Raw genomic sequence first — 24106 nt, 5'->3', positions numbered from 1 at the left:
GTCATGTTAGGTTAAGTTGGTCGTTAGATCTTTTTACGCTTAGAGCCATGTGTGGTGGATCGTGCCACTAAACTATTTATGATCGATGTTGTTTTGAACATCATTCGGCCGTTAAAGCTTACCTTTATGATGCAATAGCGGTTTTATTAAGATAAGTGTTATTAAATCTGATATGCTCACAGCTTCAATGACTGTGGATGACATGTTTTAGGTTTTTATAAAGTGAGTTTATTTAGTAACTCGATATTCTTCATTGCTGTACGCTATACCAGAGGCACCAAGAAACAACGCTTCGCATCGTTTGTGGCTACATTGGCTACTTTAGGTATTGCCATTGGTGTATGTGCCTTGATTGTAGTTAGCTCTATCATGCAGGGTCTGCAAGAGCGCTTGAAAGAAAACATCTTGAGTGATTGTGCTCATTTGGTGGTCAAAGCACAGGTACAAGATATTCCTTACTTACTTTCGTTAAATAACGTCAATGCCTTGGTTCCTTTTGTTCAAGGCGAGTCCATGATGCAATTTGGTAGTGAAATTGCCATGGTTACATTGCAAGCTACCGACAATAACTCTTTGTACCTTTCTAAGGACTATGCACAAAAGCTTGGCATTAGTGAGCAGGATGTGGCTAATTTTGAACAAAGAGGTGTGCACTCAGGTGATGAACTTAAGAGCACTGATGAGCCTTTAACCTACACTACAGGTGAGAAGGTAATTAAGATTCCGCTTATGGAGTTTGACTCTTTAGGCTATGCCTATGGCAGCTTGTTCAATTTTGAACCAGGATCCTATCATCTAGCGGTGAACTATATGCAAGTCTCGCAGATGGGTATAGAGCTCTCTTACGATAGCAAGGTAAGACTTATCAGTACGCAAAATGCTCGCTACACTCCATTTGGCATCACCCCGGTTGCACGCAACTTTGAAGTAAGTGCGCTTATAAATAGTCTGGATAAGTCACCGGCCCCAACTGTAGTTGGCAACTATGAGGATGTCAGTCGTTTTCTGCGTCTAGGCAAGGGCGAGCAATACTACAGACTGTATTTAAGTGACCCTTTCTTAATTGAAGAGACCCTCTCCACATTAGACAAAAAATTTGCTTACACCGATTGGCGCTCGCGTTATGGCGACTTATTTAAAGCCGTGGGACTTGAGAAGATCTCTATGTCCTTAATGCTATGTCTTATTGTTGTAGTGGCAGCTTTTAATATTCTCTCATCACTGACCATGATGGTAAGTTCACGTGTTAGTGAGATCGCCATCTTGAAGACTATTGGTATGCCTAGCTCATCTATCCTTGCTATTTTTGGATTGCTTGGAATGTCATCAGGCATCATAGGATCTTTAGTTGGTGTGATTGCCGGCATTCCGCTGGCTTATAATGCGCAGGCTATTTTAAGCACTATCGGTATTAGTATTGTTCAAGGTGAATTGCCAGTGGTAGTAAACCCAATGAACATCGTAGTTATCTGTGTTTTAAGTTTAGGCGTGTCTTTGCTGTGTACTTTCTACCCATCTTATGTGGCCGCAAAAGCTGACCCTGCCTCAAACTTAGTGAATAGCTAAAACAATAAACTTAGTGAATAGCTAAAACAATAAACTTAGTGAATAGCTAAAACAATGTGCGGCAGCTCATCGTAAAGAAAGCTATGCAGGTACTTATCTTAGATAGCTATCTTGTACTAGCAAACTTCACCCTTGATTAATGTAAGTTTATAGTTACCGTAACGGACTACTAACAATGCACAAGATTTTATATAAAGGACGCGGCATAGAGCACGCTTATGACGAAGGCAAGATCAAGACAGCTGTGCTCAAAGGAGTCGATTTAGATATCGAGGCCTCAAAGATGACTGCAATTGTTGGTAAGTCTGGTTCAGGTAAGAGTACCTTGTTACATATCTTAGGTACCTTAGATACTCCAGATAAGGGCGATATCTACTTTCAGGATGTGCTCATCAATGGCCTTTCAAGCAGAGCCAAAGCACGTTTTAGAAATCGTCATTTAGGCTTTGTCTATCAGTTTCATCATCTTTTAGGTGACTTTACTGCGCTTGAAAATGTAATGCTGCCTCTGCTTATTGATAAGGTAAATCCATCCTTAGCCAAAGAAAGAGCGCAGTATCTTTTAGATCGAGTAGGTTTAGTAAGTCACATGCATCACTTGCCATCCGAGCTCTCTGGCGGTGAAAGACAGCGTGCTGCTATTGCTCGTGCTTTAGTGTACTCACCAGAGATGGTTCTTGCCGATGAGCCAACTGGTAATCTTGATGAGACTAATGCAGCTAAGGTATTTGAGCTGTTACAAGAGCTAGTGCGTGATGAAGGCTCAGCTGTAGTTATGGTTACCCATGACATGTCTTTAGCTAAGCAATGCGACACTATCTATGAAATGGCAGGCGGTGTCATTAAAGATGGCACCTTTGGCGATTCTGACAGTGAGGTTGCCTCAGTAGTTAGCAAATTAGCTCTTAGCAGAGCCGCAAAAGAAGTAAAGTTAAAAACTAAAGGCTCATAAGTAAGCAAGGTCTGTTAGATTTGTCTTTAAAGACTTAGTGCTGATAGACGAAAAGTCGTGATGGGAGCAATTAACAGCTTACCAAACGCTAAATGTAACCAAACTTGCCAAGCTAAGCTCTTAGCAAGGTAAGTCATGGTAGGCATTGAACCACCTTAAGAATGCAGGAGAAATCTGTGGCTGATAATTTAGGCATGATGCTTTCGTTACGTTTCGTTAGATCGCGTCGTAAAGGTGCCTTAACCCGTTTCATCTCTTTTGCCTCAACTTGCGGCATTGCAGTAGGTGTGTTTGCAGCTATTGTCGGCTTCTCTGCGATGAATGGCTTTGAATCTGAGCTTGAAAACCGCGTCTTATCCGTAATCCCTTCAGCACGTTTAACCGCATCTGACTCGCACTTTAAAGATGTCGAGGGTATTGAAAGTGTGCTTAAACAAGATAAGCGCATTCAATCTACAGCCCCAGCAGCAGAGGTAAGAGCCATCCTCTCAGCTAATCGTGCATTTGCCCCTTTGCTCATCACTGGTATCGATCCGCAAGCTGAAAAAGAAGTAGTTGAGATTCAGCGCTTTATCAACGTGGACATGAATTGCCTCAATCACGATGAGTTCAAGTCTATTGCCGGACATTGTTCAGTTAATACCCCAAAGGCAGATACCACTCAAGATACCACCTTGGCCAAGGTCAACAGGTCAGTAGAAACAAACACTCAGACAAATGACAGCAACAGCGCTAAGGTTAGCGATGTAGATACTAAAACGAGTATAGCTGCAGCAGGTGATAGTGCTAGTGAGCAATCTAATAGCGCTAGTGAGCAAGTTAATAGCGCTTATGACAAGATGCCACGCATTATCATTGGCTCTAGCATCGCTAAGAAGTTAGGTGTTGGTGCGGGCGATGTCGTGACCATGATGGTCATGTCTAATGTGCAACAACAGCATGATGATTTTAAGGATTTTGAAAGCTCTTTAAAGGCACCTAATCGCAACAAGGCTTTAGTGATTGGTGTGATTCATTTAGGCGGTCAGCTTGATGGATCGCTTGCCTTAATGGATCTTGATGAGTTGCTAACTATATCCAAGCTAGAAGGTCCAAATGCTATCCATATTCGCACTAGCGTACTTAAGGATACCAACCGCATTATTTACGATGCTACTTACGGCAAGATCAGCGAAAACGCGATGCTCTCAACCTGGATTAATTCACAAGGCAAGCTCTACCATGATATTCAGATGGTAAGACAGATCATGTTTATCGCCATGTTCTTAGTCTTAGCTGTAGCTTGCTTTAATATCGTCTCAAACCTCATGATGATGACCAGTGAAAAGCGCCGTGAGATTGCTATTTTGCTTACTATGGGTATGCCACGATCTCAGATCGTGCGTACTTTCTCACTGATGGGTATTATCACCGGACTTTACGGCACCTTATTTGGTCTTATCCCAGGTATCTTATTAAGCTTAAGCCTAAGTCCAATCACTTCCTCTTGGAAAGAGTGGTTTGGCTTTGATCTGCTTAATGAGGATGTCTATTTCATCAATTTCATTCCAAGCGATCTTAGTTTCATCGACGTTTTAATTGTTGCTCTAGCATCATTGCTAATGAGTTGGCTAGCCGCTATATATCCGGCCATGCGTGCCTCCCGTGTGCAGCCAGCACAGGAGTTAAATCTCTAAAATAGGGTAGTGGCAAGTGTGCTTAACAAGAGTATTGCAGCTAAGAGCGAAGCTAGATGATATCTACTCTAAGAGCGAGGCTAAAGGATATCTACTCTAAGAGTGCTGTAAAGTGGAGCAGCCTTTAAACTAAACGAGTGACTTTTGCGTTGCAGTGCATCCTGCTTTGTGGACGTTTTGTGTGCGTCCTTAAGGTGAGCTTGTGTGTTTTTTATCTCACAAAGACAAAGTCTTTGATGCAAAAGCTTGCATTTTTCAATAGCATAGTCAAAGTAGCACTGGCTTTTTTGATTGTGTTGAGTCAGTGATTGTAATGTTGAGGATTTAGCTATGCCTGTTGCATTAGTAGCTTATGCCAATGGTTCTGAGGATATGGAAGTTACCTCAGTTGCCTCCATCTTAGATCGCGGTGGTGTTAAGGTAATTCGCGCTGCAGTTACTGCAGATGGTTCAAAAGAAGTGACTCTGTCTCACGGCATGAAGGTCGTTTGCGATCAGCACATTAGTGAGTGCGTTGGTCCTTATGACATGATTGTGATCCCGGGTGGTTTAGATGGCTCAAATAACTGTGCTGCTAATGAACACCTAGTTGCACTCTTAAAGGCAAATAAGGCACAGGGCAAATACCTTGGCGCTATTTGCGCAGCTCCAGGCTTAGTTTTAGGCGCTCATGACTTAGTAGGCGAAGCAAAAGCTACTGGCTATCCTGGCTGCCATGCAAGCATCAAAAACTACACTGCAGAGGGTGTAACTATCGATGCGCAGCACTTATTAGTAACTGGTAAGGGCCCAGCTTACTCTATCGACTTTGGTTTAGCCTGCCTTAAGGTGCTTATTGGTGCTGAGCAATTTGATAAGGTTAAGCAGGGCATGCTCTACGAATAGTAGTTAACTATTCAAACAATGATCTTTTAACAAATAGGCGTGTGGCCTATTTGTTAAAACCTAAGCAAAGATCGTTGATCATGACACTAAAGACGGCTTGTATTTGCAAAAGTACAAGTCGTTTTTTGTTTTTAGCCCTGGAATGATGTGGGTTAGGCGTTGATGCTGAAGATGCTACGTGCCTAGTAACAATGCGGCGGTGTATGTTGATGCCGATGATTAGTGCAGATTTTTTCTGCTCAAAGGCCTAAGATGCTTAGCTTGCATCTAGGCTTGTGAATAACAAGCACGGGGTGCTTGAGAATGTAAATGTATGGGGCAAAGATGATGGCTCAAAGATTAAGATCCCGCTTTTTTTGCGATTTATGCTAATGCATGAGATAATTGCAAGCTTAACAACTTTTGACAAAGTGACATCTAAAAAGATGTAAGAAAGGCTCATCAAATAGCGTCTTTGGGCGCGATATGATCAGGCCTTAAAGTTTTTCATACCGCAGGCAAGTGCAGCACTAAGGGTATTTAAGCCATAGTCTTTTATGAAAATGGTTTATTACGTAAGTTGGCACTATAGCTTGGGCAGATAATTGCTGCTGATACGGTAGTCAAAGGTAGATTAACTGCCTTAAACATTTGTTTGTAATTAACACGGTTTTTTGTTCATGGATAAGCTAGTTCAGGCGAAACAAGACGGTATTGCTGCCGCTCAGGACGTCAAGAATCTTCAGGATTTGGACGCAGTACGAGTAAATTTCTTAGGCAAGAAAGGCTTGTTTGCAGAATTTATGAAGGAGCTTGCTAAGTGTGATCCTGCTGAGCGTCCACAGCGTGGTGCGGTGATTAACGAGGCTAAGCAGGAGGTTGTCGCTGCCATTGAAAAACGCCGCGCCGAACTTGAGAAGGCTGCTCTTGATGCCAAGCTTGCAGAGGAAAAGGTTGATATCACTCTGCCAGGTCGTCACCGCGATGTAGGCACTCTTCACCCAGTTACTCGCACTATCGAGCGCTTAACTGAGCTGTTTGGCTCCATGGGCTTTGAAGTTGCGCAAGGTCCAGAGATCGAAGATGATTATCACAACTTCGATGCGTTAAATCTGCCACCTCACCACCCAGCTCGTGATAGCCACGACACCTTCATGTTCCCTAACGGCCTGCTGCTCCGTTCTCAGACTTCATCTGTACAGATTCGTACTATGGAGAAGAGCGAGCCTCCTATCCGTATTATCTCCCCAGGTCGTGTATATCGTAACGACTACGACATGACCCACACCCCAATGTTCCATCAGATCGAAGGTCTGTATGTGGACAAGAATGTGTCTTTTGCAGAGCTTAAGGGCGTGTTATACGAGTTCTTACAGAAGTTCTTTGAAGAAGAGCTTGAGGTTCGTTTCCGTCCTTCATACTTCCCATTCACTGAGCCATCAGCTGAAGTTGACGTGCGCCGTAAGGGTGGCAAGTGGCTTGAGGTTTTAGGCTGCGGTATGGTTCACCCTAACGTGCTGCGCAACGTTGGTATCGATCCTGAAGTCTACAACGGCTTTGCCTTTGGTATGGGCATCGAGCGTCTGACTATGCTGCGCTACGGTGTTAAGGATCTGCGTGCTTTCTTTGAAAACGACTTACGTTTCTTAAAGCAGTTCGCTTAAGCATTCAACACGACTAGATCACAGACCAGATGTGGATGTGGTTAGTCTCCATAGCCTTTGCCAAAAGCTAAGGTTGGTACAGATTTTTTAAGGGCATAAGACATACACACAGCCAAAAACAGCGATTTAAGCTCTATAAGGCGTGAGTGATGTGTAGGCCCTATGGATTTAGTATGAAGTTCAATAAAAGCTGGGTTGATGAGTGGGTTGAGAACACCTTAAGCGCTCAGGAAATGTCAGATGCGATTACCATGGCAGGCCTTGAGGTGGATAGCACTGAGGGTGTTTGCGCTGAGTTTGATGGCGTTGTAGTTGCTGAAGTTGTTGAGTGCGTAGATCACCCAGATTCAGACCACTTACATGTAACCAAGATTGATGCAGGTACTGGCGAGTTACTGCAGATCGTTTGTGGCGCGGCTAACTGCCGTACTGGTTTAAAGGTAGCTTGCTCCAAGGTTGGCGCTCACTTACCAGGCATCACCATCAAAGAGGCTAAGCTACGTGGCGTTGAGTCTTTTGGTATGCTGTGCTCATACAAAGAGCTTGGCATGGCTGAAGAGTCTGATGGCATCATTGAGCTGCCAGCAGATGCTCCAGTAGGCACCGATTTACATGACTACTTACAGTTAAAAGATCACGTTATCGACGTTGATCTGACCACCAACCGTCCAGACTGCCTCTCAATTCGCGGTATTGCTCGTGAGGTTGGCGTATTAACTAAGTCTCCATTAAAAGAGGTTCCTTTTAACAAGGTTCCTGAGACTATTAGTGATACTTTCCCAATTGCCATTGAAGATTTTGAGGCATGCCCACGTTATGTTGGTCGTGTTATTCGTGGCGTAAATCAGAAGGCTCAAAGCCCTCTGTGGATGAAAGAAAAGCTCCGTCGTTGCGGTATTCGTGCTGTATCTCCAATCGTTGACGTTACTAACTATGTAATGCTCGAGTTAGGTCAGCCACTGCACTCATTTGATTTCAACCGCCTCACCGATGGTATCGTTGTGCGCTTTGCCAAAGCTGGTGAGAAGCTGACCGTGCTTTCTGGTGAAGAGCTTGAGCTTACCGAGAAGACCTTAATCATCGCTGATGCAAAGGGCCCACTTGCTCTTGCTGGTATCTTCGGTGGTGCAGACTCCGGTATTAACGATGAGACTGTAGATGTCTTCTTAGAGTCTGCATTCTTCTCTCCACTGGCTATCAAGGGTCGTGCACGTCACTATGGCTTAAAGACTGATGCCTCCCACCGCTTTGAGCGTGGTGTAGATCCTCAGCTGCAAGTTCGTGCTATTGAGCGTGCTACTGAGCTGTTAATTGCTATTGCTGGTGGTAGCGCAGGCCCTGTAGTTGAGTGTGCTGATGAGTCTAAGCTTGGTCTTGGCAAAGAGATCGTGTTACGTATTGCACGTTTAAACAAGATCTTAGGCTGTGAGATCCCTGTTGACGAAGTTGAGCGCATCTTAAAGGACTTAGGTTTAAACCCAGTTGCTATTGAGGGCGGCTTCAAGACTACTTCCCCATCATTCCGCTTTGACATTGAGATCGAAGAGGATCTGATTGAGGAAGTTGCACGTATTTACGGTTACAACAATATCCGTAACACTCTGCCTGTTGCCACCATGATCATGCGTGCTGACAAGGAAGAGGTCTTAGCTGAGAAGGCTTTACGCAACTGCTTAGTTCTCTCTGGTTTCCAAGAGGCTATCACTTACTCCTTCACTGATCCTAAGGTGCTCAAGGTATTCAACGACAAGGAGCCTTTAGTCTTATCCACCCCAATCTCAGTTGAGATGTCTGCAATGCGTACTACTCTGCTTGCAGGTTTAGCTGTTGTTGCTAAGTACAATGCTAACCGCCAGCAAAAGCGCGTGCGTCTTTTCGAGTTAGGTCTGCGCTACATCCAAGATAAGGCAGCTGAAAATGGTGTTGCCCAAGAGCCTATGATCGCCGGTATTGCTATTGGTGATACTGAGGTTGAGTCATGGAATAACAAGGCCCGTCACGTTGATTTCTTTGATATCAAGGGCGACGTTGAGGCACTGTTAGCTCTGACTGCTCGTGCTGATGACTTTGAGTGGAAGGTAACTGACGAGCCATTCTTACACCCAGGTCAGGGTGCAGATCTGTTCCTTGATGGTAAGAAGGTTGGTGTTGTTGGTATGCTCCACCCTCAGGCTCAAAAGGATCTTGGCTTTAAGACTCCTGTTGCTGTATTTGAGATTGAGCGTGCTGCATTAAGCCTACGTATCATCCCTCAGAGCAAGGAAATCTCCAAGTTCCCATCTGTACGTCGTGACTTTGCTTTCGTAATCGATAAGACCGTTTCAGCTTCCGCTCTGTTAAAGGAGATCAAGGCTGTTGGCGGTAACATCGTGACCGATGCTGGCATCTTCGACGTATTCGAGAGCGAGGCTTTAGGTGATAAGCGCTCTATCGCCTTAGGCGTAACCTTACATGACAACGACCACACTCTTGAGGATGCTGAAGTTGAATCTGTAGTTAACAAGATTCTCGAGGCTGTTAAGAGCAAGTTCGGTGCTGAGTTACGTCAGTAGTTATTTAGCTAAATAGCCAAGGATAGGGCTAATGGCCCTATCCGCTCTGAAGAGCAAACTTAAATCATAGTGCAAAATCATTTGATAAGCTGTTGTCTTAGCTCTAATGCGCAAATAAAGCGCAAGGCTCCTAGCGCAAGCAATCTTGCGTAGGCTTATAGTGCAGGTTATCTTGCGCGGGCTTTTACTTACGCTAGGTTAGCTTAAAGACAATCACGATGCCGCGTGGTTCGCACTATTGTGTAGCTTTACAAGTGATAAGGCTTGCATAAGTTTGATCTGTCTTGAAGAGACACAATTAAGGCCGTTACAAGAGAGCTGTTTTGGTGTATCTTGCAACGGCCTTAACTTTAATAGTTTCTTCGTCAAAGGCTGTTTTTATAAGCTCTGGCACTAAATTATCCCGCTTGAGGCGGTTAGTTCTAAGTTTTGCATTAGACTTGTTTGCTAGAGTTGATGCAAATTTTTGATAGCCATAGTTGAGCGTTTGCTAAAAAGCTATCAAAACACGCATCTTTACTAAATCTCACAGAAAGCAATTTTTTGACTTCACGTCAAAGCCGTGAGCTTAGTCAAAAAATAGTGTTTTTGTTCTGTGCTTTGTGATTTTTTGTTGCATTGGCAAGATGCGCATGGAGTGCATACAGGTAAGATATGCTCAGATTATTCTGAGTAAAGTGTTTTTTCTTAACCTGTGCTGACCCTTGTCTTAAGAGCTGTGCAATATCAATTTGAACCTGCTTTGTTAACTAAGCTGTAAGGTTTAGAACAAAAACATAGTTGGGTAAAAGTAGATAGGAGAGTCTTATGGCTGAAGAAACTGGTTTAAAGAATCTAGATGAGTCTCTATCTAAGCTTGAGAGCGTAGTAAAAGATCTTGAAGCTGGTAATCTCACTATCGATGAGGCCATTGATAAGTACTCTGAGGGTATGAAGCTAGCAGTTGATTGCCGTCGTAGTCTCAATGACATGTCAAAGAAGGTTTCACAGGTTCGTCAGAGCGCTATGCAACAGATTAACGCTCTAAACCAAGAAGAATCCGAGATGCAAAGTCAGGGCTAAGCTATTAGCTGTAAGCTTATACTAAGTATCAATCTAGCTGTATTGCAATAACGTAAAGCACTGCAGCAATGCGCTTGGTAGCTTTAGTGTAAGCATGCACACAGATTAATCTAGGCCTGATTAAAATCAAAGCCCATTAAACATATGCGGCTATTAAATACTTCAAAAGCAGTTTTAGTTTTACGCTAAAGCATGTGCTTAGGATGGAAAAGAGAGCTAAGTATGCAATTGAGTGAGTATTTCAAGCTTATTCAGCAGCGTGTGGATGAATGTCTCAAGAAGAAGTTAGATAGCATGCCTGCTGAGCCTGCTACGTTAAAAGAGGCAGTCTCTTACGCACTGTTACTTGGTGGTAAGCGTGCTCGTCCATTCTTAGTTTACGCAACTGGCAGTGCCTATGGTGCTGACATGCGTTCATTAGATTATGTTGCAGCAGCTATCGAGTGTATCCATGCTTACTCTTTAGTACATGATGATATGCCAGAGATGGACAATGACATGCTGCGTCGCGGCGAACCATCTGTGCACGCTAAGTTTGGTTCAGCAACTGCGCTTTTAGCAGGCGACACCTTACAAGCTTTAGCTTTTGAGCTGTTAACCGATTCAAAGTGCCGTCTTTCTGGTGAGGTTAAAGGTAGAATGTGCGCCTGCCTTGCTAAAGCGGCTGGTTTTGAGGGCATGTGCGGCGGTCAGGCAATTGATCTTGCATCCGAGCACTGCACCTTAAAGCAAGAAGAACTAGAGAAGCTGCATTCATTAAAGACCGGTGCTCTGATCGCTTGTGCCGTAGAGCTTGGCTTTATTGCAGGTCGATATGAGGCTGCATTCTCTCATCACAGTAACGATATGATCGCCAATGCCTTAGGTATAGTTGAGGCTCCAGAGGTTGGTCATGATCTTAAGCACTTAACTGACTATGGCCGCAAAGTAGGTCTGGCATTCCAAGTGCGTGATGATGTTCTAGATGTTACTGGTGACTCTAAGATCTTAGGAAAGAACGTAGGATCAGATGAGTTACTTGAAAAGAGCACTTATGTAACTCTACTTGGTGTTGAAAAGGCTGACGAGTACGCTCATAGCTTATGTGAAGATGCCATTAAAGATCTCGAGCGCATTAGTGTTGATACTGATTTATTAAAGCAATTTGCAAGGTTCTGCATTGAGCGTGACCACTAATTGCTAAAAGATGCAGCCATGCGCTATATAAGATCATCTCACTAGCAGCATGGATAGCTTTCCTTTTAGTTGAGGCTTAAATGCACTAGTGCTTAATGCCGCTTCTATCAGCAACAAGATACTTGCAGCTAATAGCTAAGTGTCTAGACTTTGCTAAGTGCAATCAGCTAAGTTACAGCGCTTAAATTATTTAAAGTGCGCTGAAAAATTTAGTAATTAGGCTCATGGGCCTAAAGACAAAAAAACTGCTTAAAGGATGTCACTTTTAGCAGCATATGAATATCTGTCTTATGACTTTGTCATGGCAGGCTCAAAGCTCTTAAGAGCGATGAGACTTGATGTTTTTGCCAGTAACAATAGTGGCGCATGTCATCGTAAGGATCTGTTATTTTTCTAAGTTGCATTGAGTGGCTTTAGTTAATTAAGAGGCATGCGATAACTTAGAGCTCTATTGTAAAAGGCTTGGAAATAAAGCATTACCAAGCACCTGCGTCATGTGGGCTGGGTATTAAAGATGAGGGGATTTCCTGGATATTTAGCTAAGTTTAGTAGATTTAAATCTATCTGACTTTAAATGAGATTCAGGATCTGATGATTTGTGGAAGATACTTCTACCAACACTTATGAATTGCTAGAGCGTATTCACGACTCTTGTGACGTGCGTTCCTTGCCCAAGGAATCCTTAGTTGATCTTTGTTCAGAGATCAGAGGATGCCTCATTGACACTGTGAGTAAGACAGCAGGACACTTTGCCTCTGGTCTTGGCGTAGTGGAGCTAACTGTTGCTCTACACTATGTCTACGATACTCCAAATGACAAGTTAGTTTGGGATGTTGGCCATCAAGCATATCCTCATAAGATGCTAACTGGCCATCGCGAAGAGCTAGGCACCATTCGTAAGAAGGGTGGTCTGCATGCATTTATTTGGCGTGGTGAAACCCCTCATGATCTGATTACCACCGGCCATGCATCCACCTCCATTGGTTCAGCCTTAGGTCTTGCTGTAGCAGAAAGCACTAAAGATCGTAAAGATCGTAAAAAAGTTGTCGCTGTAATTGGCGATGGTGCACTCTCAGGCGGTTGTGCCTTTGAGGCTATGAATCATGCTGGTTCTTTTGAAGATCTCGACCTTACCGTGATCTTAAATGACAATGAGATGAGTATCTCTGAGAACGTAGGTCGCTTACATCAAGGCCTGTCTCATGTGCTCTCCTCTCCTCATTACGTCAAGATGATTGAAGGTGGTAAGCGCATTTTAGAGCCGCTGCCAGCCTTACGTGATTTAGCCTTACGTGCTCAAGAGCACTTTAAAGGCATGCTCATGCCAGGTACCTTATTTGAAGAGTTCGGCTTTAACTATATTGGCCCAGTAGATGGTCATGACGTTAATAGCCTCGTGAGCATTTTGCAAAACATCCGTGATATGTCTGGCCTTACTTTCTTGCATGTAGTTACTACTAAAGGTAAGGGTTACGAGCCAGCTGAGAAAGATCCAATTTGCTATCACGGTGTACCTGTATTTGATCCAGATGAGGGTATTCAAAAAGGCGCTCCAAAAGAAGACCTTTCATACTCAGCAGGATTTGGTCGCTGGATGTGCGACAAGGCAAAAGAAGATCCTAAGCTTATGGCTGTTACACCGGCCATGCGCATTGGTTCTGGTCTAGCTAAATTTGCTGAGCTCTATCCAAAGCAATTTTTCGACGTGGCTATTGCTGAGCAGCATGCCATGGTCTTTGCCTCAGGTTTAGCAGCAGGCGGTATGCGCCCTGTAGTGAATATCTACAGCTCCTTCATGCAGCGAGCTTATGATGGCTTAATCCACGATATGGCAATTCAGAATTTACCAATCATTCTGTGCCTTGATCGCGGTGGCTTAGTTGGTGCTGACGGTCCTACACACAATGGCGCTTTTGATATTGCCTATACTCGTACCGTACCTAATTTAACCATCATGGTACCAAGCTCACGTCATGAGCAGTACACCATGTTAAACACTGCCTATGCGCTAGGCTCTCCATGTGTCATTCGTTACCCACGAGACAATGGTGAGTCTTTAATGATTAAGAAGGGCGATAGTTTTGAAGATGCTCCTATGAGCTTGGAAAAGACTATTGCAGTAGGTAGTGTTGAAATCCGCAACTTAGCTTCATCTCATGTCAATGAGCTCGTAAGAGCGCTTGATAGTGCTTCTTTTGATGGTCATGGTGCTGAGGATCAAGTTGAACATACCATTAAGCTGCTTGGCTTTGAAAGCCGTGAACAGCTTGAGCATATGCAGGTAGCTCAAAGCTCTCATGAGCAAGAACGTGTTGATGCTTTAGGCAAGCAACATAAGATCGCTCTGTTAGTCTTTGGCCCATTAGTTAACTCTCTACAGAGTGTTTGTGAAGAGCAAGATATCACTCTCATTAACATGCGCTTTGTAAAGCCGCTTAATGAAGAGCTAATTCAATACTTAAGCTCACAATACGATCTGTTGGTCACTGTAGAAGAAGCTGCTGTACTTGGTGGTGTAGGCGAGCATATTAGCTCAATCGTTGCCTCCATCTCTCAGAGCAATGCAAAAGCTCAGGTGCTCAATCTTGGTATGAGCGATTCTTTCGTTGGTGAAGGTAATCGCGGTGAGTTACTTGCAGACTTAGGCTTAGATCGTGATGGCATCATGTCATCAGTAAGAAAAGCAGCATCTGAGTTATAATGACAGTTTAGCTTGATTTTATTAACCAAGCTTTCTGCATTCAAACTAACTAAAACTTTGGTTTTGCGTTAGTTAATTAACAGGGGAGAATGACATGCCGTCTTTTGATATTGTTTCTGAACTCAAGAAAGATGAGCTGCAAAACGCAGTGGATAACGCTAATCGTGAATTACAAACACGTTATGATTTTCGCGGCGTTGAAGCATCATACGAGTTAGTAAAGGCTGACAATCTCGTTAAGCTTGAGGCTGACGAAGAGTTCCAGATTCAGCAGATGGATGATATTCTGACCCAAAAGCTCATTAAGCGCGGTATCGAAGTTGGCTGTGCTGAGTTTAAGGACATTACTCGTTCAGGTAAGAAGTCACTGCAGCAAGTACAGTTCAAAGAAGGCATTGATAAGGATCTTGGCAAGAAGATCGTTAAGCTCATCAAAGATGAGAAGATCAAGGTAGATGCCAAGATGAATGACGACACTGTACGTGTTCAAGGTAAGAAGCGCGATGATCTGCAGGCTGTAATTGCCTTAGTTAAGTCCAAGATGAGCGACTTAGGTCAGCCTCTTCAATTCCAAAATTTCCGTGACTAAGCACTAATCACTTAGTTACCACGGGCCGCCGGTCAAGCACCTGCGGCCCTTTTTATTTAGCTAAAGCAACCTCATTTATGTATGCACCATGGTAGATAAAGCTAACACCAAACACTTTTCTGAAGGTTCAGAATCTGCTTTTAGCAATCATAAGAGCGAAGAGCATGCTAATAGACAAGATAAAAGTTCATCTAGCAAGGACATGTATGATTTAGCTGCTCAGAATTTATTTAGCAAAGACGTCTATGATCCAGCTGATCAGATTATGGAGAGTGCTGCAAAGTTTCATGAGCACGCACAAACGCTCAAGAAAATAGCTGCAAACGAGCAAGATAGTGATGAGGCTGCCAAAGAGCAAGATAGTGATGAGGCTGACAAAGATTATGGCGCTTATGCATATGCAAATTTAAGTGCAGATACTGCTGATGCTACGCCACAGGATGCAACTGCTAATACTAAGTCAGACCAGATAGAAGAAAAATCGCTATTAGTACAGATTTTCTCTAAGAGAATGGGTATTTGTCTGGTGACCGGTTTTGCCTCAGGCATGCCGCTATTTGTGCTTATCAATTTGCTCTCTGCATATTTGCGTAAAGAGGGCTTAGATCTCAAGGTGATTGGCGCATTCTCCTTGATGATGGTGCCATACACTTGGAAGTTTTTGTGGGCTCCGTTCGTTGACCGCTATCAGATCTTTAGATTAGGTAGACGTAAAGACTGGATTATTCTCTCGCAGATAGTCTTGATCGGCGCTATTGCTGCTATGGGATGGTTCTCGCCAAAAGAGAATATTGGCATTATTGCAGGACTGGCGATCTTAGTGGCCTTTGCCTCTGCAACACAGGACATTGTGCTCGATGCTTACCGTCGTGAGTTCTTACCAGATGTTGAGCTTGGTTTAGGCAATGCAGTGTTTGTTAATGCCTATCGTGTTGCAGGATTAATCCCAGGCGGTGTGTCCTTGATCATGGCTGACTATGTATCATGGCAAACGGTATTTACCTTTACTGCAGCATGTTTGATTCCTTGCTTTGTCCTGTCCTTATTTTTACGTGAACAGAATGTCAGCAATGCACCGCGCACTTTAAAAGAGGCAGTAGTAGAGCCTTTTTCTGAGTTTATTAGCCGCCGTGGTGTTAAGGCTGCACTGTTTATCGTGTGCTTTGTCTTCTTGTACAAGATTGGTGATTCCATGGCTTTAGCTTTGGCAACACCTTTTTACATGGATTTAGGCTATAACCTCACCACCATAGGCATTGTGGCTAAGAATGTTGGCTTGTGGTCGACTGTAGCCGGTGGCCTTCTTGGCGGTGTGTTCATGTTAAAGCTTGGCATTAACCGCGCACTGTGGGTCTTTGGCTTTATTCAGGTAGTTACGATCTTAGGTTTTGTTCTTTTAGCCTACTTAGGTAAGAGTGGTACTCCATCAGTGTGGATGCTCTCTTTAGTGCTAGTGTGCGAGTACGGTGGCGGTGGTTTAGGTACGTCAGCTTTCGTAGCATTCTTAGCCAAAGAAACTAATCCAGCCTATACCGCAACGCAGTTAGCGCTGCTTACAAGTTTCTCGGCCATTCCTCGTACTTTCTGTAATGCAGTAACAGGCTATCTTGTAGAGGGCTTAGGTTGGCAGAATTTCTTTATCTTCTGCACCATCATTGCGATCCCTGGTATGTTGCTTTTGTTTAAGGTAGCCCCATGGTCAGCAAAGGATGAAGTCGCTAATAAGGCATAAAGTTCACAACATACGACACCCTCCATAGTGGAGCCACAAAGGGAACACATCCCACTTCACTTGCCATGCCTGTATGTGTGGCAAGCAATTGCTACGGGAGTTCACTAGAAAGTGCGTCAGGTTAGTTAGATCTCATATTGCGCTGCAGCATGTTAGCTTGATCTCTTCTGGCTGAGCTGCAAGGTGGTTTGATCTCTTGTCACGCTGCAGCAAGGTAGTTTGATCTCTTCTGGCGGGGCTGCAAGGTGGTTTGATCTCTTTAGGCAGTGCAGTAGGTTAGTTTTGTGATTATTGCGGTGTGGTGATCTTAGATAGCGTGTTGTGATCTTAAAAACTTGTATGGCAGTTTGGCAAATAATTCATAATTGTGACATGGGCAAGGGTTAAATTGGTGTGGTCAAGCTTGTATGCAAGTTAGTCTATTTGTGTAAGTTTAACCGTGTATTTTGAGTGTATTTGAACCATAGTAAGGCATAAGGACTTTCCAAATGGTGCGCATAAGAGTCAAGTTTGTAAAGGTCATCAAACATTATGTTGTTAATGTGATATCGATCGGTTTAGAACTTACAAAAGCGCATGAATCTAACGTTCTTAAACAAAGTGTAGCTTGCTTGTCATAAGACATTGGTATACAGGTAAGCTAATGCTTACCCCTATCTTCATTTTTAACTTTGCTTTAATCACGCCGTTTGGGAGTTGTTTAGTCTCACAAGCTACGAGTAATTTGCCATATGCATGCGTGTCATAGTTTTTTCTAGCTTTGTCACAATAGCCGCATAACGTGGCAGTTACGGGGGATAACGAGTACTTTTTGTGTTAAAATTTGAGACTTGATGCCTGCCTCTGATTTAGGGTTGCGGGTACCTTTGACACTCATATTTTCGAACGCTAGCTGAGGCGTAAACGCAAAATTAGCGCTCATTCAATGCTTTGAAATTCTCTTTGCAAGTGTATCTAGGCTTTGCAAGTAATAGTTTTATCAGCCCATTTGTGGTTGTCTAACTTATCAAATGCAGTGTAGATACTCTTTAGGGTCATATTTTTCCCAATCAGACTGTCGCATTGATAGTCTGAGTGCTGTCAACTGAAGTTGAACACCATCTGTGTGTTGCACATCGCTAAAAGCGCGGAGCACAACAGCGTGCCGATGAGGATAGTAGGCTAAACCCACGATCCTGCATCATGGCACTAAACAGATAGTGATCTCTCTTGGGACGGTAATCGGATGAAGAGAGAACTTCAGCTTGTGACAGCGAACCGTTTTCTTTGGGTGTAATGGTACTCAAGCTCAATTAAAGGTTTTGTGTCCTTGCTTGTGTCATTAGACTCTAGCAAGTCACGATGGCTTTGATATCAAAGTCGAGGATTCGAGCTTAAAAACAGTCTGTTTTAAGTAGGTCTGAGACGTTAGAGGTCAGTCTGAAGTACGTGGAGCATAGCTCCGAGTAAGTTTTGTATTGGAACCGCCTATGATTAACATCAAAAAAGGATTGGATCTGCCTTTAAGCGGCCAGCCTGAGCAGTCAATAGGTGCATGTCCTGAGGTTAAGCATACAGCTTTACTAGGCTGTGATTACCCTGGTCTGCGTCCTTCAATGTCTGTTGAAGTTGGTTCAGCTGTTAAAAAGGGTCAGGTACTGTTCGAGGACAAGAAAAATCCAGGAACACGTTTTACCGCACCTGCTTCCGGTACTGTTGTAGCAGTTAACCGTGGCGAGCGCAGAGCCTTCCAGTCAGTCGTTATCGAGATCGATGAGTCTGTTAAGGGTGTGGAGTTTAAGAAGACTCCTGCTGACAAGCTTTCTGACCTTACCGTTGAAGACGTTAAGAGCCAGTTAATCGAATCAGGTGCATGGACTGCATTCCGTACCCGTCCTTTTGACAAGGTACCTCGCGTAGACTCAATTCCTCACTCAATTTTCGTAACTGCAATGGATACCAATCCATTAGCTCCTTGCGCAAATGTAGTGATCGCTGAGCAAGCAGAAGCATTCAAGAATGGTTTAACTGTGTTAAGCCGCATTGGTGTTACTGTTTTCGTCTGCCACGGCGACAAGTCCATCCCAATGGTGAGTGCTCCTAACATCAAGGAAGAGATCTTCGTAGGTCCTCATCCTGCTGGTTTACCAGGCACCCACATCCACTTCCTCGATCCAGTTTCCGAGAGCAAGACTGTTTGGCACATTGGCTACCAGGACGTTATCGCAATTGGTCACCTCTTTGTAGAGGGTGAGGTTTACAACAAGCGCGTTATCTCCATCGCTGGTCCAAATGCCAAGGAGCCACGTCTTGTTCGTACCATCGTTGGTGCTTCAGTTGCTGAACTGACCGCTAACGAGGTTATCCCATCTGAGATGGGCGTTCGTGTAATCTCTGGCTCAGTTCTGTGGGGCTACACCTCAGTAGGTGCTTTTGCTTACTTAGGCCGTTACCACCAGCAGATCTCTATTTTAGAGGAAGGCAGAGCAAACGACTTCATCATGAAGAGCTGGCTCGGTGCAGGCTTTAAGCGTCACACTGTAACTAACGCTTACATCTCTTCATTCATCAAGCCATCTGAGTACATAATCAATACCGCCGTTAATGGTGGTTCACGTACCATGGTTCCTATCGGCACCTATGAGAAGGTATTCCCATTAGATATGGAGCCTACCATGCTCATGCGTGCTATTGAGATTAACGACGTTGACCAGGCTAAGATGTTAGGCTGCTTAGAGCTTGCTGAAGAAGACGTAGCTTTATGTACCTATGTATGCCCTGGCAAGAATGACTATGGTCAGTACTTACGTCGTAGCCTCACCAAGATCGAGCTGGAGGGTTAAAACGTGTTGTTAGGACTCTTTAAGAAACTGGAGCCTATGTTCGAGAAGGGCGGCGTCTTTGAGAAGCTGTACCCTCTGTTCGAAGGCGCTTATACCTTCCTTTACACCAATGGTAAGGTAACCACTGGCAATACTCACGTGCGCGATTACATCGATTTAAAGCGCATCATGATTATTGTTTTCGTTGCAGCACTTCCTGCAATGTTCTGGGGCTGGTTCAACGTTGGTAGCCAGACCGTGATGGCTTTAGCCACAATGCCTAATGGCGCTGAAATCGCTGCTACTTCTTATGCACTTTTCAGCAACGACTACCACTTTGCTTTAGTGCAGATGTTAGGCGGTTCATTAGGTGCTGACGCTGGCGTATGCAGCAAGCTCTTAATCGGTGCTGTTTACTTCCTCCCAATCTACCTCGTTACTTTCGCTGTAGGTGCTTTCTGGGAAGTTTTATTCTGCATCGTTCGTCGCCACGAGATTAACGAAGGCTTCTTCGTTACCTCCATGCTCTACGCCCTCATCGTTCCTCCAACACTTCCACTGTGGCAGGCTGCCTTAGGTATTTCCTTCGGTGTTGTTATTGCCAAGGAAGTATTCGGTGGTACTGGTCGTAACTTCATGAACCCAGCTTTAGCTGGTCGTGCTTTCTTATTCTTCGCATACCCTGCATCAATGTCCGGCACCAACTGCTGGGTACCAGTTGATGGCTTCTCAGGCGCTACCCCACTTGCTCAGTGGGCAGAAGGCGGTGAGGCAGCTCTTGTCAACTTCGCAGGCGAGAAGATCACCTGGATGGACGCTTTCTTAGGTAACATCCCAGGCTCTATCGGCGAAGGCTCTACCTTAATGATCTTATTAGGTGCTGCAGTAATCATTGCTTTAGGTATCGCTTCATGGCGTATCATGGCCGGTATTGTTGTAGGCGCATTCATCTGCTCCTCATTATTCAATGCTATCGGCTCTGAGACCAACATGATGTTCTCCATGACCTTCATTTGGCACTTAGTATTAGGTGGTTTTGCATTCGGTGCTGTCTTTATGGCTACCGATCCAGTGTCTTCTTCATTCACTACTGGTGGTAAGTGGGCATTCGGTATCTTAATCGGTGTTATGGTCGTTATGATTCGTACCGTAAACCCTGCTTACCCAGAAGGTATGATGCTTGCCATTCTGTTTGCTAACTGCTGGGCACCACTGTTCGACTACTTAGCAACCAACCGCAACATCAAGAGGAGACTTGCCCGTGCTTAAGCTCAATAAAGACTCCGTATTCGGCACTTTCGTTGTTATCATCGCATTCTGCTTAGTATGCTCTGTGGTGGTATCAAGTGCTGTGGTTGCCTTAGGACCATTCCAGCAGGCAGCTATTGCTAACGATCGTCAGATCAACATTCTGCGTGTTTCTGGCTTTGAGGTTGAAGGCTCTGTTGCTAAGACCTATGCAAAGCACATTGAGGCTCGTTTAGTTGATCTCGAGACTGGTAAGTATGTTGAGGACAGCGCTATCGCTCCTTCTGACTTCAACTTCCAGTCATTAGCAAAGAACCCAGACTTCAATGTTGCAATTCCTGCAGAAGAGGACGTTGCTAACATTCGTACTCGTACTAAGTTAATGCCAATCTACCTTTCTAAGGATGAGAACGGCAATACCGTACGTTACATTCTTCCTTTCTATGGCATGGCTCTGTGGTCAACTGTTTACGGTTACGTAGCACTTGATCCGGATGGCAACACCATTAAGGCTGTTACTTTCTACAGCCACGGTGAAACCCCAGGCTTAGGTGGTGAAATCGATAACCCACGTTGGCAGGCTTTATGGCTTGACAAGAAGCTCACCCGTGAGGATGGCTCCCGTGGTTTCAACATCACCAAGACCCCTGACCACAATGGTGAAGGCAAGGATTATGACGTTGACAGCCTCTCTGGTGCTACCTTAACCGCTCGCGGTGTAGATAACGCAGCCAACTACTGGTTCGAAAACGCATACAAGGCTTTCCTTGAGAACTTACGCAAGGGAGAAATGTAAAAATGTCTGATGCAGCAAAGGCTCCATCTTGGAAAGAGGTACTGCTCGATCCGCTCATCGCCAATAACCCGGTGATGATTCAGATTCTGGGTATCTGCTCTTCCTTAGCTGTTACTTCTTCCATGAAGACAGCATTCGTTATGGGTGTGTCCGTAGTTTGCGTTTGTGCTATTGCAAACACCTGCGTGTCTGTTACTCGTAACTATATTCCTAGCTCTGTGCGTATTATCGCTCAGATGACCATTATTGCCTCTCTGGTAATCCTGGTTGACCAGATCCTTAAGGCTTTTGCCTATGACCTGTCCAAGCAGTTATCAGTTTACGTAGGTCTGATCATTACCAACTGTATCGTTATGGGTCGTACTGAGGGCTTTGCTCTGAAGTATCCTCCATTACCTTCTTTATTAGACGGTATTGGTAACGGCTTAGGCTATATGCTCGTTTTATGCATTATCGCCACTGTTCGTGAGATCTTCGGTTCAGGCTCTTGGTTCGGTATTACCTTATTCGAAACCGTTAACAACGGTGGTTGGTATGTACCATGTGGCTTGCTCGTAATGCCACCTTGCGGCTTCTTCTTAGTTGGCCTGTTAATTTGGCTGACCAAGACCTTCCGTAAGGATCTGGTTGAGCAACCTGAGTATGACACCCATAAGCAGGATTACTAATCATGGTTGAACATTACCTTTCTCTTTTAGTAAAGAGTATCTTCATCGAGAACATGGCTCTGGCCTTCTTCTTAGGTATGTGTACTTTCTTGGCTGTGTCCAAGAAGGTTACCACCTCTGCAGGCTTAGGTGCTGCTGTTATCATGGTGCAGATGCTGGCTGTTCCAGTAAACAACCTGGTTAATGCTTACATCTTAAAGCCTGATGCTTTAGTTGTTGGTCTTGACCTTTCCTTCTTAAGCTTCATCACCTACATTGGTGTTATCGCAGCTTTAGTACAAGTACTCGAGATGTTCCTCGACAAGTTTGTACCTTCTCTTTACAGCGCCTTAGGTATTTTCTTACCTCTGATCACTGTAAACTGCGTTATCTTTGCAGGTGTTTCCTTCATGGTTCAGCGTGAGTACAACTTCACTGAGTCTGTAGTATATGCATTCGGTTCCGGTACCTCTTGGGCCATGGCACTGGTGCTCTTATCTGCAATTCGTGAGCGCTTAAAGTACTCTAACGCTCCTGATGGTATGCGTGGCTTGGGTCTGGTATTCATCACCTCTGGTCTGATGGCTATCGGCTTCATGTCATTCTCAGGCATTTCGCTCTAAGGGGGATACATGTTTACAATCGTATCGGGCGTTTTTATGTTCGTGGTTGTAGTTGCTATTCTCGTAGCACTCATCCTCGTAGCAAAGCGCTTCTTAGTGAACTCCGGTGACATCACCATTGGTGTTAACGGTGATCCATCTTTAGGCTTCAAGTGTCCTGCTGGTACCAAGCTGTTAAACGACTTATCCGACAAGGGTATCTTCGTTTCTTCAGCTTGCGGTGGCCGTGGTGCTTGCGGTCAGTGTAAGGTCAAGGTCGTTAAAGGCGGCGGTGACGTATTACCTATCGAGTATTCTCACTTCACTAAGCGTGAGATCCGTGAAGGCTGGCGTTTAGCTTGTCAGGTTACTGTTAAGGGTGACTGCGAGTTAGAGCTGCCTGCAGAGATCTTCGGCGTTAAGAAGTGGGAGTGTGAAGTTATCTCTAACGATAACGTAGCAACCTTTATTAAGGAGTTCCGTCTGAAGGTTCCTGAGGGCGAGGAAGTTCCATTCCGCGCTGGTGGTTACATTCAGATTGAAGCCCCTGCACACACTGTTTACTACAAGGATTTTGATATCCCAGAGCAGTACCGTGCAGATTGGGAGCACTTTGGCTTATTTGACCTGGTTTCAAAGGTTGACGAGCCTTCTATCCGTGCTTACTCCATGGCTAACTATCCTGACGAGAAGGGTCTCATTATGCTTAACGTGCGTATTGCTACCCCACCTCTCCGTCAGCTTAAGGAACTGCCACCTGGCATCATGTCTTCATACATTTGGAGCTTAAAGCCTGGTGATAAGGTTACTATCTCTGGTCCATTCGGTGAGTTCTTCGCTCGTGAGACCGACAATGAGATGGTATTCATCGGTGGTGGTGCCGGTATGGCCCCAATGCGTTCACACATCTTTGACCAGCTCAAGCGTCTTAACTCTAAGCGTCGCATTTCTTTCTGGTACGGTGCTCGTTCCATGAAGGAAGCTTTCTACGTAGACGAGTTCGATCAGCTGGCAAAGGAACATCCAAACTTCACCTGGCACTTAGCTTTATCTGAGCCTCTGCCAGAGGATAACTGGACTGGCTTAACTGGCTTTATTCACAATGTTCTCTATGAGAACTACTTAAAGAACCACAAGAGCCCTGAGGACTGTGAGTTCTACATGTGCGGCCCTCCAATGATGACCAAGTCTTGCGTAGACATGCTTCACTCATTAGGCGTTGAAGACGAGAACATCCTGTTCGATAACTTCGGCGGTTAATAACGCACTGTTAGCTTGATAGCTAACGATTAAAAAAAAGGCCCAGATGCATTTGCACTGGGCCTTTTTTTATCCACACAATTAGATGTAAATTGCCTCACAAATCTAGATTTGATAAGGGATTTAAGCAAAAAAAAGCTTGCCTCAAATGGGCCTAACGACAGCAATTAGTAGTACAATAACTAGTATGTCAGAGGGTGATTTTTCCCTCGTTACAC

Annotated in this window: 17 protein-coding genes; all 17 read left to right on the top strand. The window is 44.4% G+C overall.

Annotated features, from left to right (window positions below):
• Positions 1–222 precede the first annotated feature (222 nt).
• The 17 genes from H524_RS0101060 to nqrF all read left to right on the top strand — a co-directional run bounded on the left by H524_RS0101060 (position 223) and on the right by nqrF (position 23888).
• Positions 223–1566, top strand: coding sequence for an FtsX-like permease family protein (locus H524_RS0101060; RefSeq protein ID WP_084281575.1), 1344 nt, complete (start codon positions 223–225; stop codon positions 1564–1566).
• 175 nt (positions 1567–1741) lie between these two features.
• Positions 1742–2518 (top strand): ABC transporter ATP-binding protein, encoded by a 777-nt coding sequence (locus H524_RS13545; protein ID WP_084281574.1) that lies wholly within the window; start codon positions 1742–1744, stop codon positions 2516–2518.
• Between the two features lie 176 nt (positions 2519–2694).
• On the top strand, positions 2695–4194 hold the full coding sequence (locus H524_RS16150; protein ID WP_052338825.1) for an FtsX-like permease family protein: 1500 nt from the start codon (positions 2695–2697) through the stop codon (positions 4192–4194).
• A gap of 330 nt (positions 4195–4524) precedes the next feature.
• On the top strand, positions 4525–5079 hold the full coding sequence (locus tag H524_RS0101045; protein ID WP_027938892.1) for a DJ-1 family glyoxalase III: 555 nt from the start codon (positions 4525–4527) through the stop codon (positions 5077–5079).
• 659 nt (positions 5080–5738) lie between these two features.
• Positions 5739–6722 (top strand): phenylalanine--tRNA ligase subunit alpha, encoded by a 984-nt coding sequence (gene pheS / locus H524_RS0101035; RefSeq protein ID WP_044121181.1) that lies wholly within the window; start codon positions 5739–5741, stop codon positions 6720–6722.
• A gap of 173 nt (positions 6723–6895) precedes the next feature.
• On the top strand, positions 6896–9274 hold the full coding sequence (gene pheT / locus H524_RS0101030; RefSeq protein WP_027938890.1) for a phenylalanine--tRNA ligase subunit beta: 2379 nt from the start codon (positions 6896–6898) through the stop codon (positions 9272–9274).
• Between the two features lie 807 nt (positions 9275–10081).
• Entirely contained in the window at positions 10082–10336 is a 255-nt protein-coding gene (gene xseB / locus H524_RS13535) for an exodeoxyribonuclease VII small subunit (protein WP_044121179.1), read from the top strand.
• 222 nt (positions 10337–10558) lie between these two features.
• Positions 10559–11512 carry a polyprenyl synthetase family protein gene (locus H524_RS0101020; protein ID WP_027938889.1) on the top strand — a complete coding sequence of 318 codons (954 nt, stop codon included), beginning with the start codon at positions 10559–10561 and terminating at the stop codon, positions 11510–11512.
• 598 nt (positions 11513–12110) lie between these two features.
• A complete protein-coding gene (dxs, locus tag H524_RS0101010; protein ID WP_084281572.1) occupies positions 12111–14213 on the top strand; it encodes a 1-deoxy-D-xylulose-5-phosphate synthase in 2103 nt (700 codons plus the stop codon).
• Positions 14214–14307: 94 nt separating this feature from the next.
• Positions 14308–14802 carry a YajQ family cyclic di-GMP-binding protein gene (locus H524_RS0101005; RefSeq protein WP_027938887.1) on the top strand — a complete coding sequence of 165 codons (495 nt, stop codon included), beginning with the start codon at positions 14308–14310 and terminating at the stop codon, positions 14800–14802.
• 88 nt (positions 14803–14890) lie between these two features.
• Positions 14891–16534, top strand: coding sequence for an AmpG family muropeptide MFS transporter (locus H524_RS0101000; protein WP_245580428.1), 1644 nt, complete (start codon positions 14891–14893; stop codon positions 16532–16534).
• Positions 16535–18003: 1469 nt separating this feature from the next.
• Positions 18004–19356, top strand: coding sequence for a Na(+)-translocating NADH-quinone reductase subunit A (locus H524_RS17225; protein ID WP_044121178.1), 1353 nt, complete (start codon positions 18004–18006; stop codon positions 19354–19356).
• Positions 19357–19359: 3 nt separating this feature from the next.
• Positions 19360–20604 (top strand): NADH:ubiquinone reductase (Na(+)-transporting) subunit B, encoded by a 1245-nt coding sequence (locus H524_RS17220; RefSeq protein ID WP_027938884.1) that lies wholly within the window; start codon positions 19360–19362, stop codon positions 20602–20604.
• Positions 20597–21379, top strand: a complete 783-nt coding sequence (locus H524_RS0100985) for a Na(+)-translocating NADH-quinone reductase subunit C (protein WP_027938883.1) — start codon at positions 20597–20599, stop codon at positions 21377–21379. Before H524_RS17220 ends, H524_RS0100985 begins: the two co-directional genes overlap by 8 nt.
• 2 nt (positions 21380–21381) lie before the next feature.
• Positions 21382–22047, top strand: a complete 666-nt coding sequence (locus H524_RS0100980) for an NADH:ubiquinone reductase (Na(+)-transporting) subunit D (RefSeq protein ID WP_027938882.1) — start codon at positions 21382–21384, stop codon at positions 22045–22047.
• 2 nt (positions 22048–22049) lie between these two features.
• Positions 22050–22649, top strand: a complete 600-nt coding sequence (nqrE, locus tag H524_RS0100975) for an NADH:ubiquinone reductase (Na(+)-transporting) subunit E (RefSeq protein WP_027938881.1) — start codon at positions 22050–22052, stop codon at positions 22647–22649.
• Between the two features lie 9 nt (positions 22650–22658).
• Positions 22659–23888: an NADH:ubiquinone reductase (Na(+)-transporting) subunit F gene (gene nqrF / locus H524_RS0100970; RefSeq protein ID WP_027938880.1), complete on the top strand. Its 1230-nt coding sequence runs from the start codon at positions 22659–22661 to the stop codon at positions 23886–23888.
• The last annotated feature ends 218 nt before the right edge of the window (positions 23889–24106 follow it).

This window comes from Anaerobiospirillum succiniciproducens DSM 6400, from assembly GCF_000482845.1.
Lineage (GTDB): Bacteria > Pseudomonadota > Gammaproteobacteria > Enterobacterales > Succinivibrionaceae > Anaerobiospirillum > Anaerobiospirillum succiniciproducens.
The sequence above is the reverse complement of the archived record's forward strand: the minus strand, read 5'-3'. Positions and strand labels throughout refer to the sequence as shown.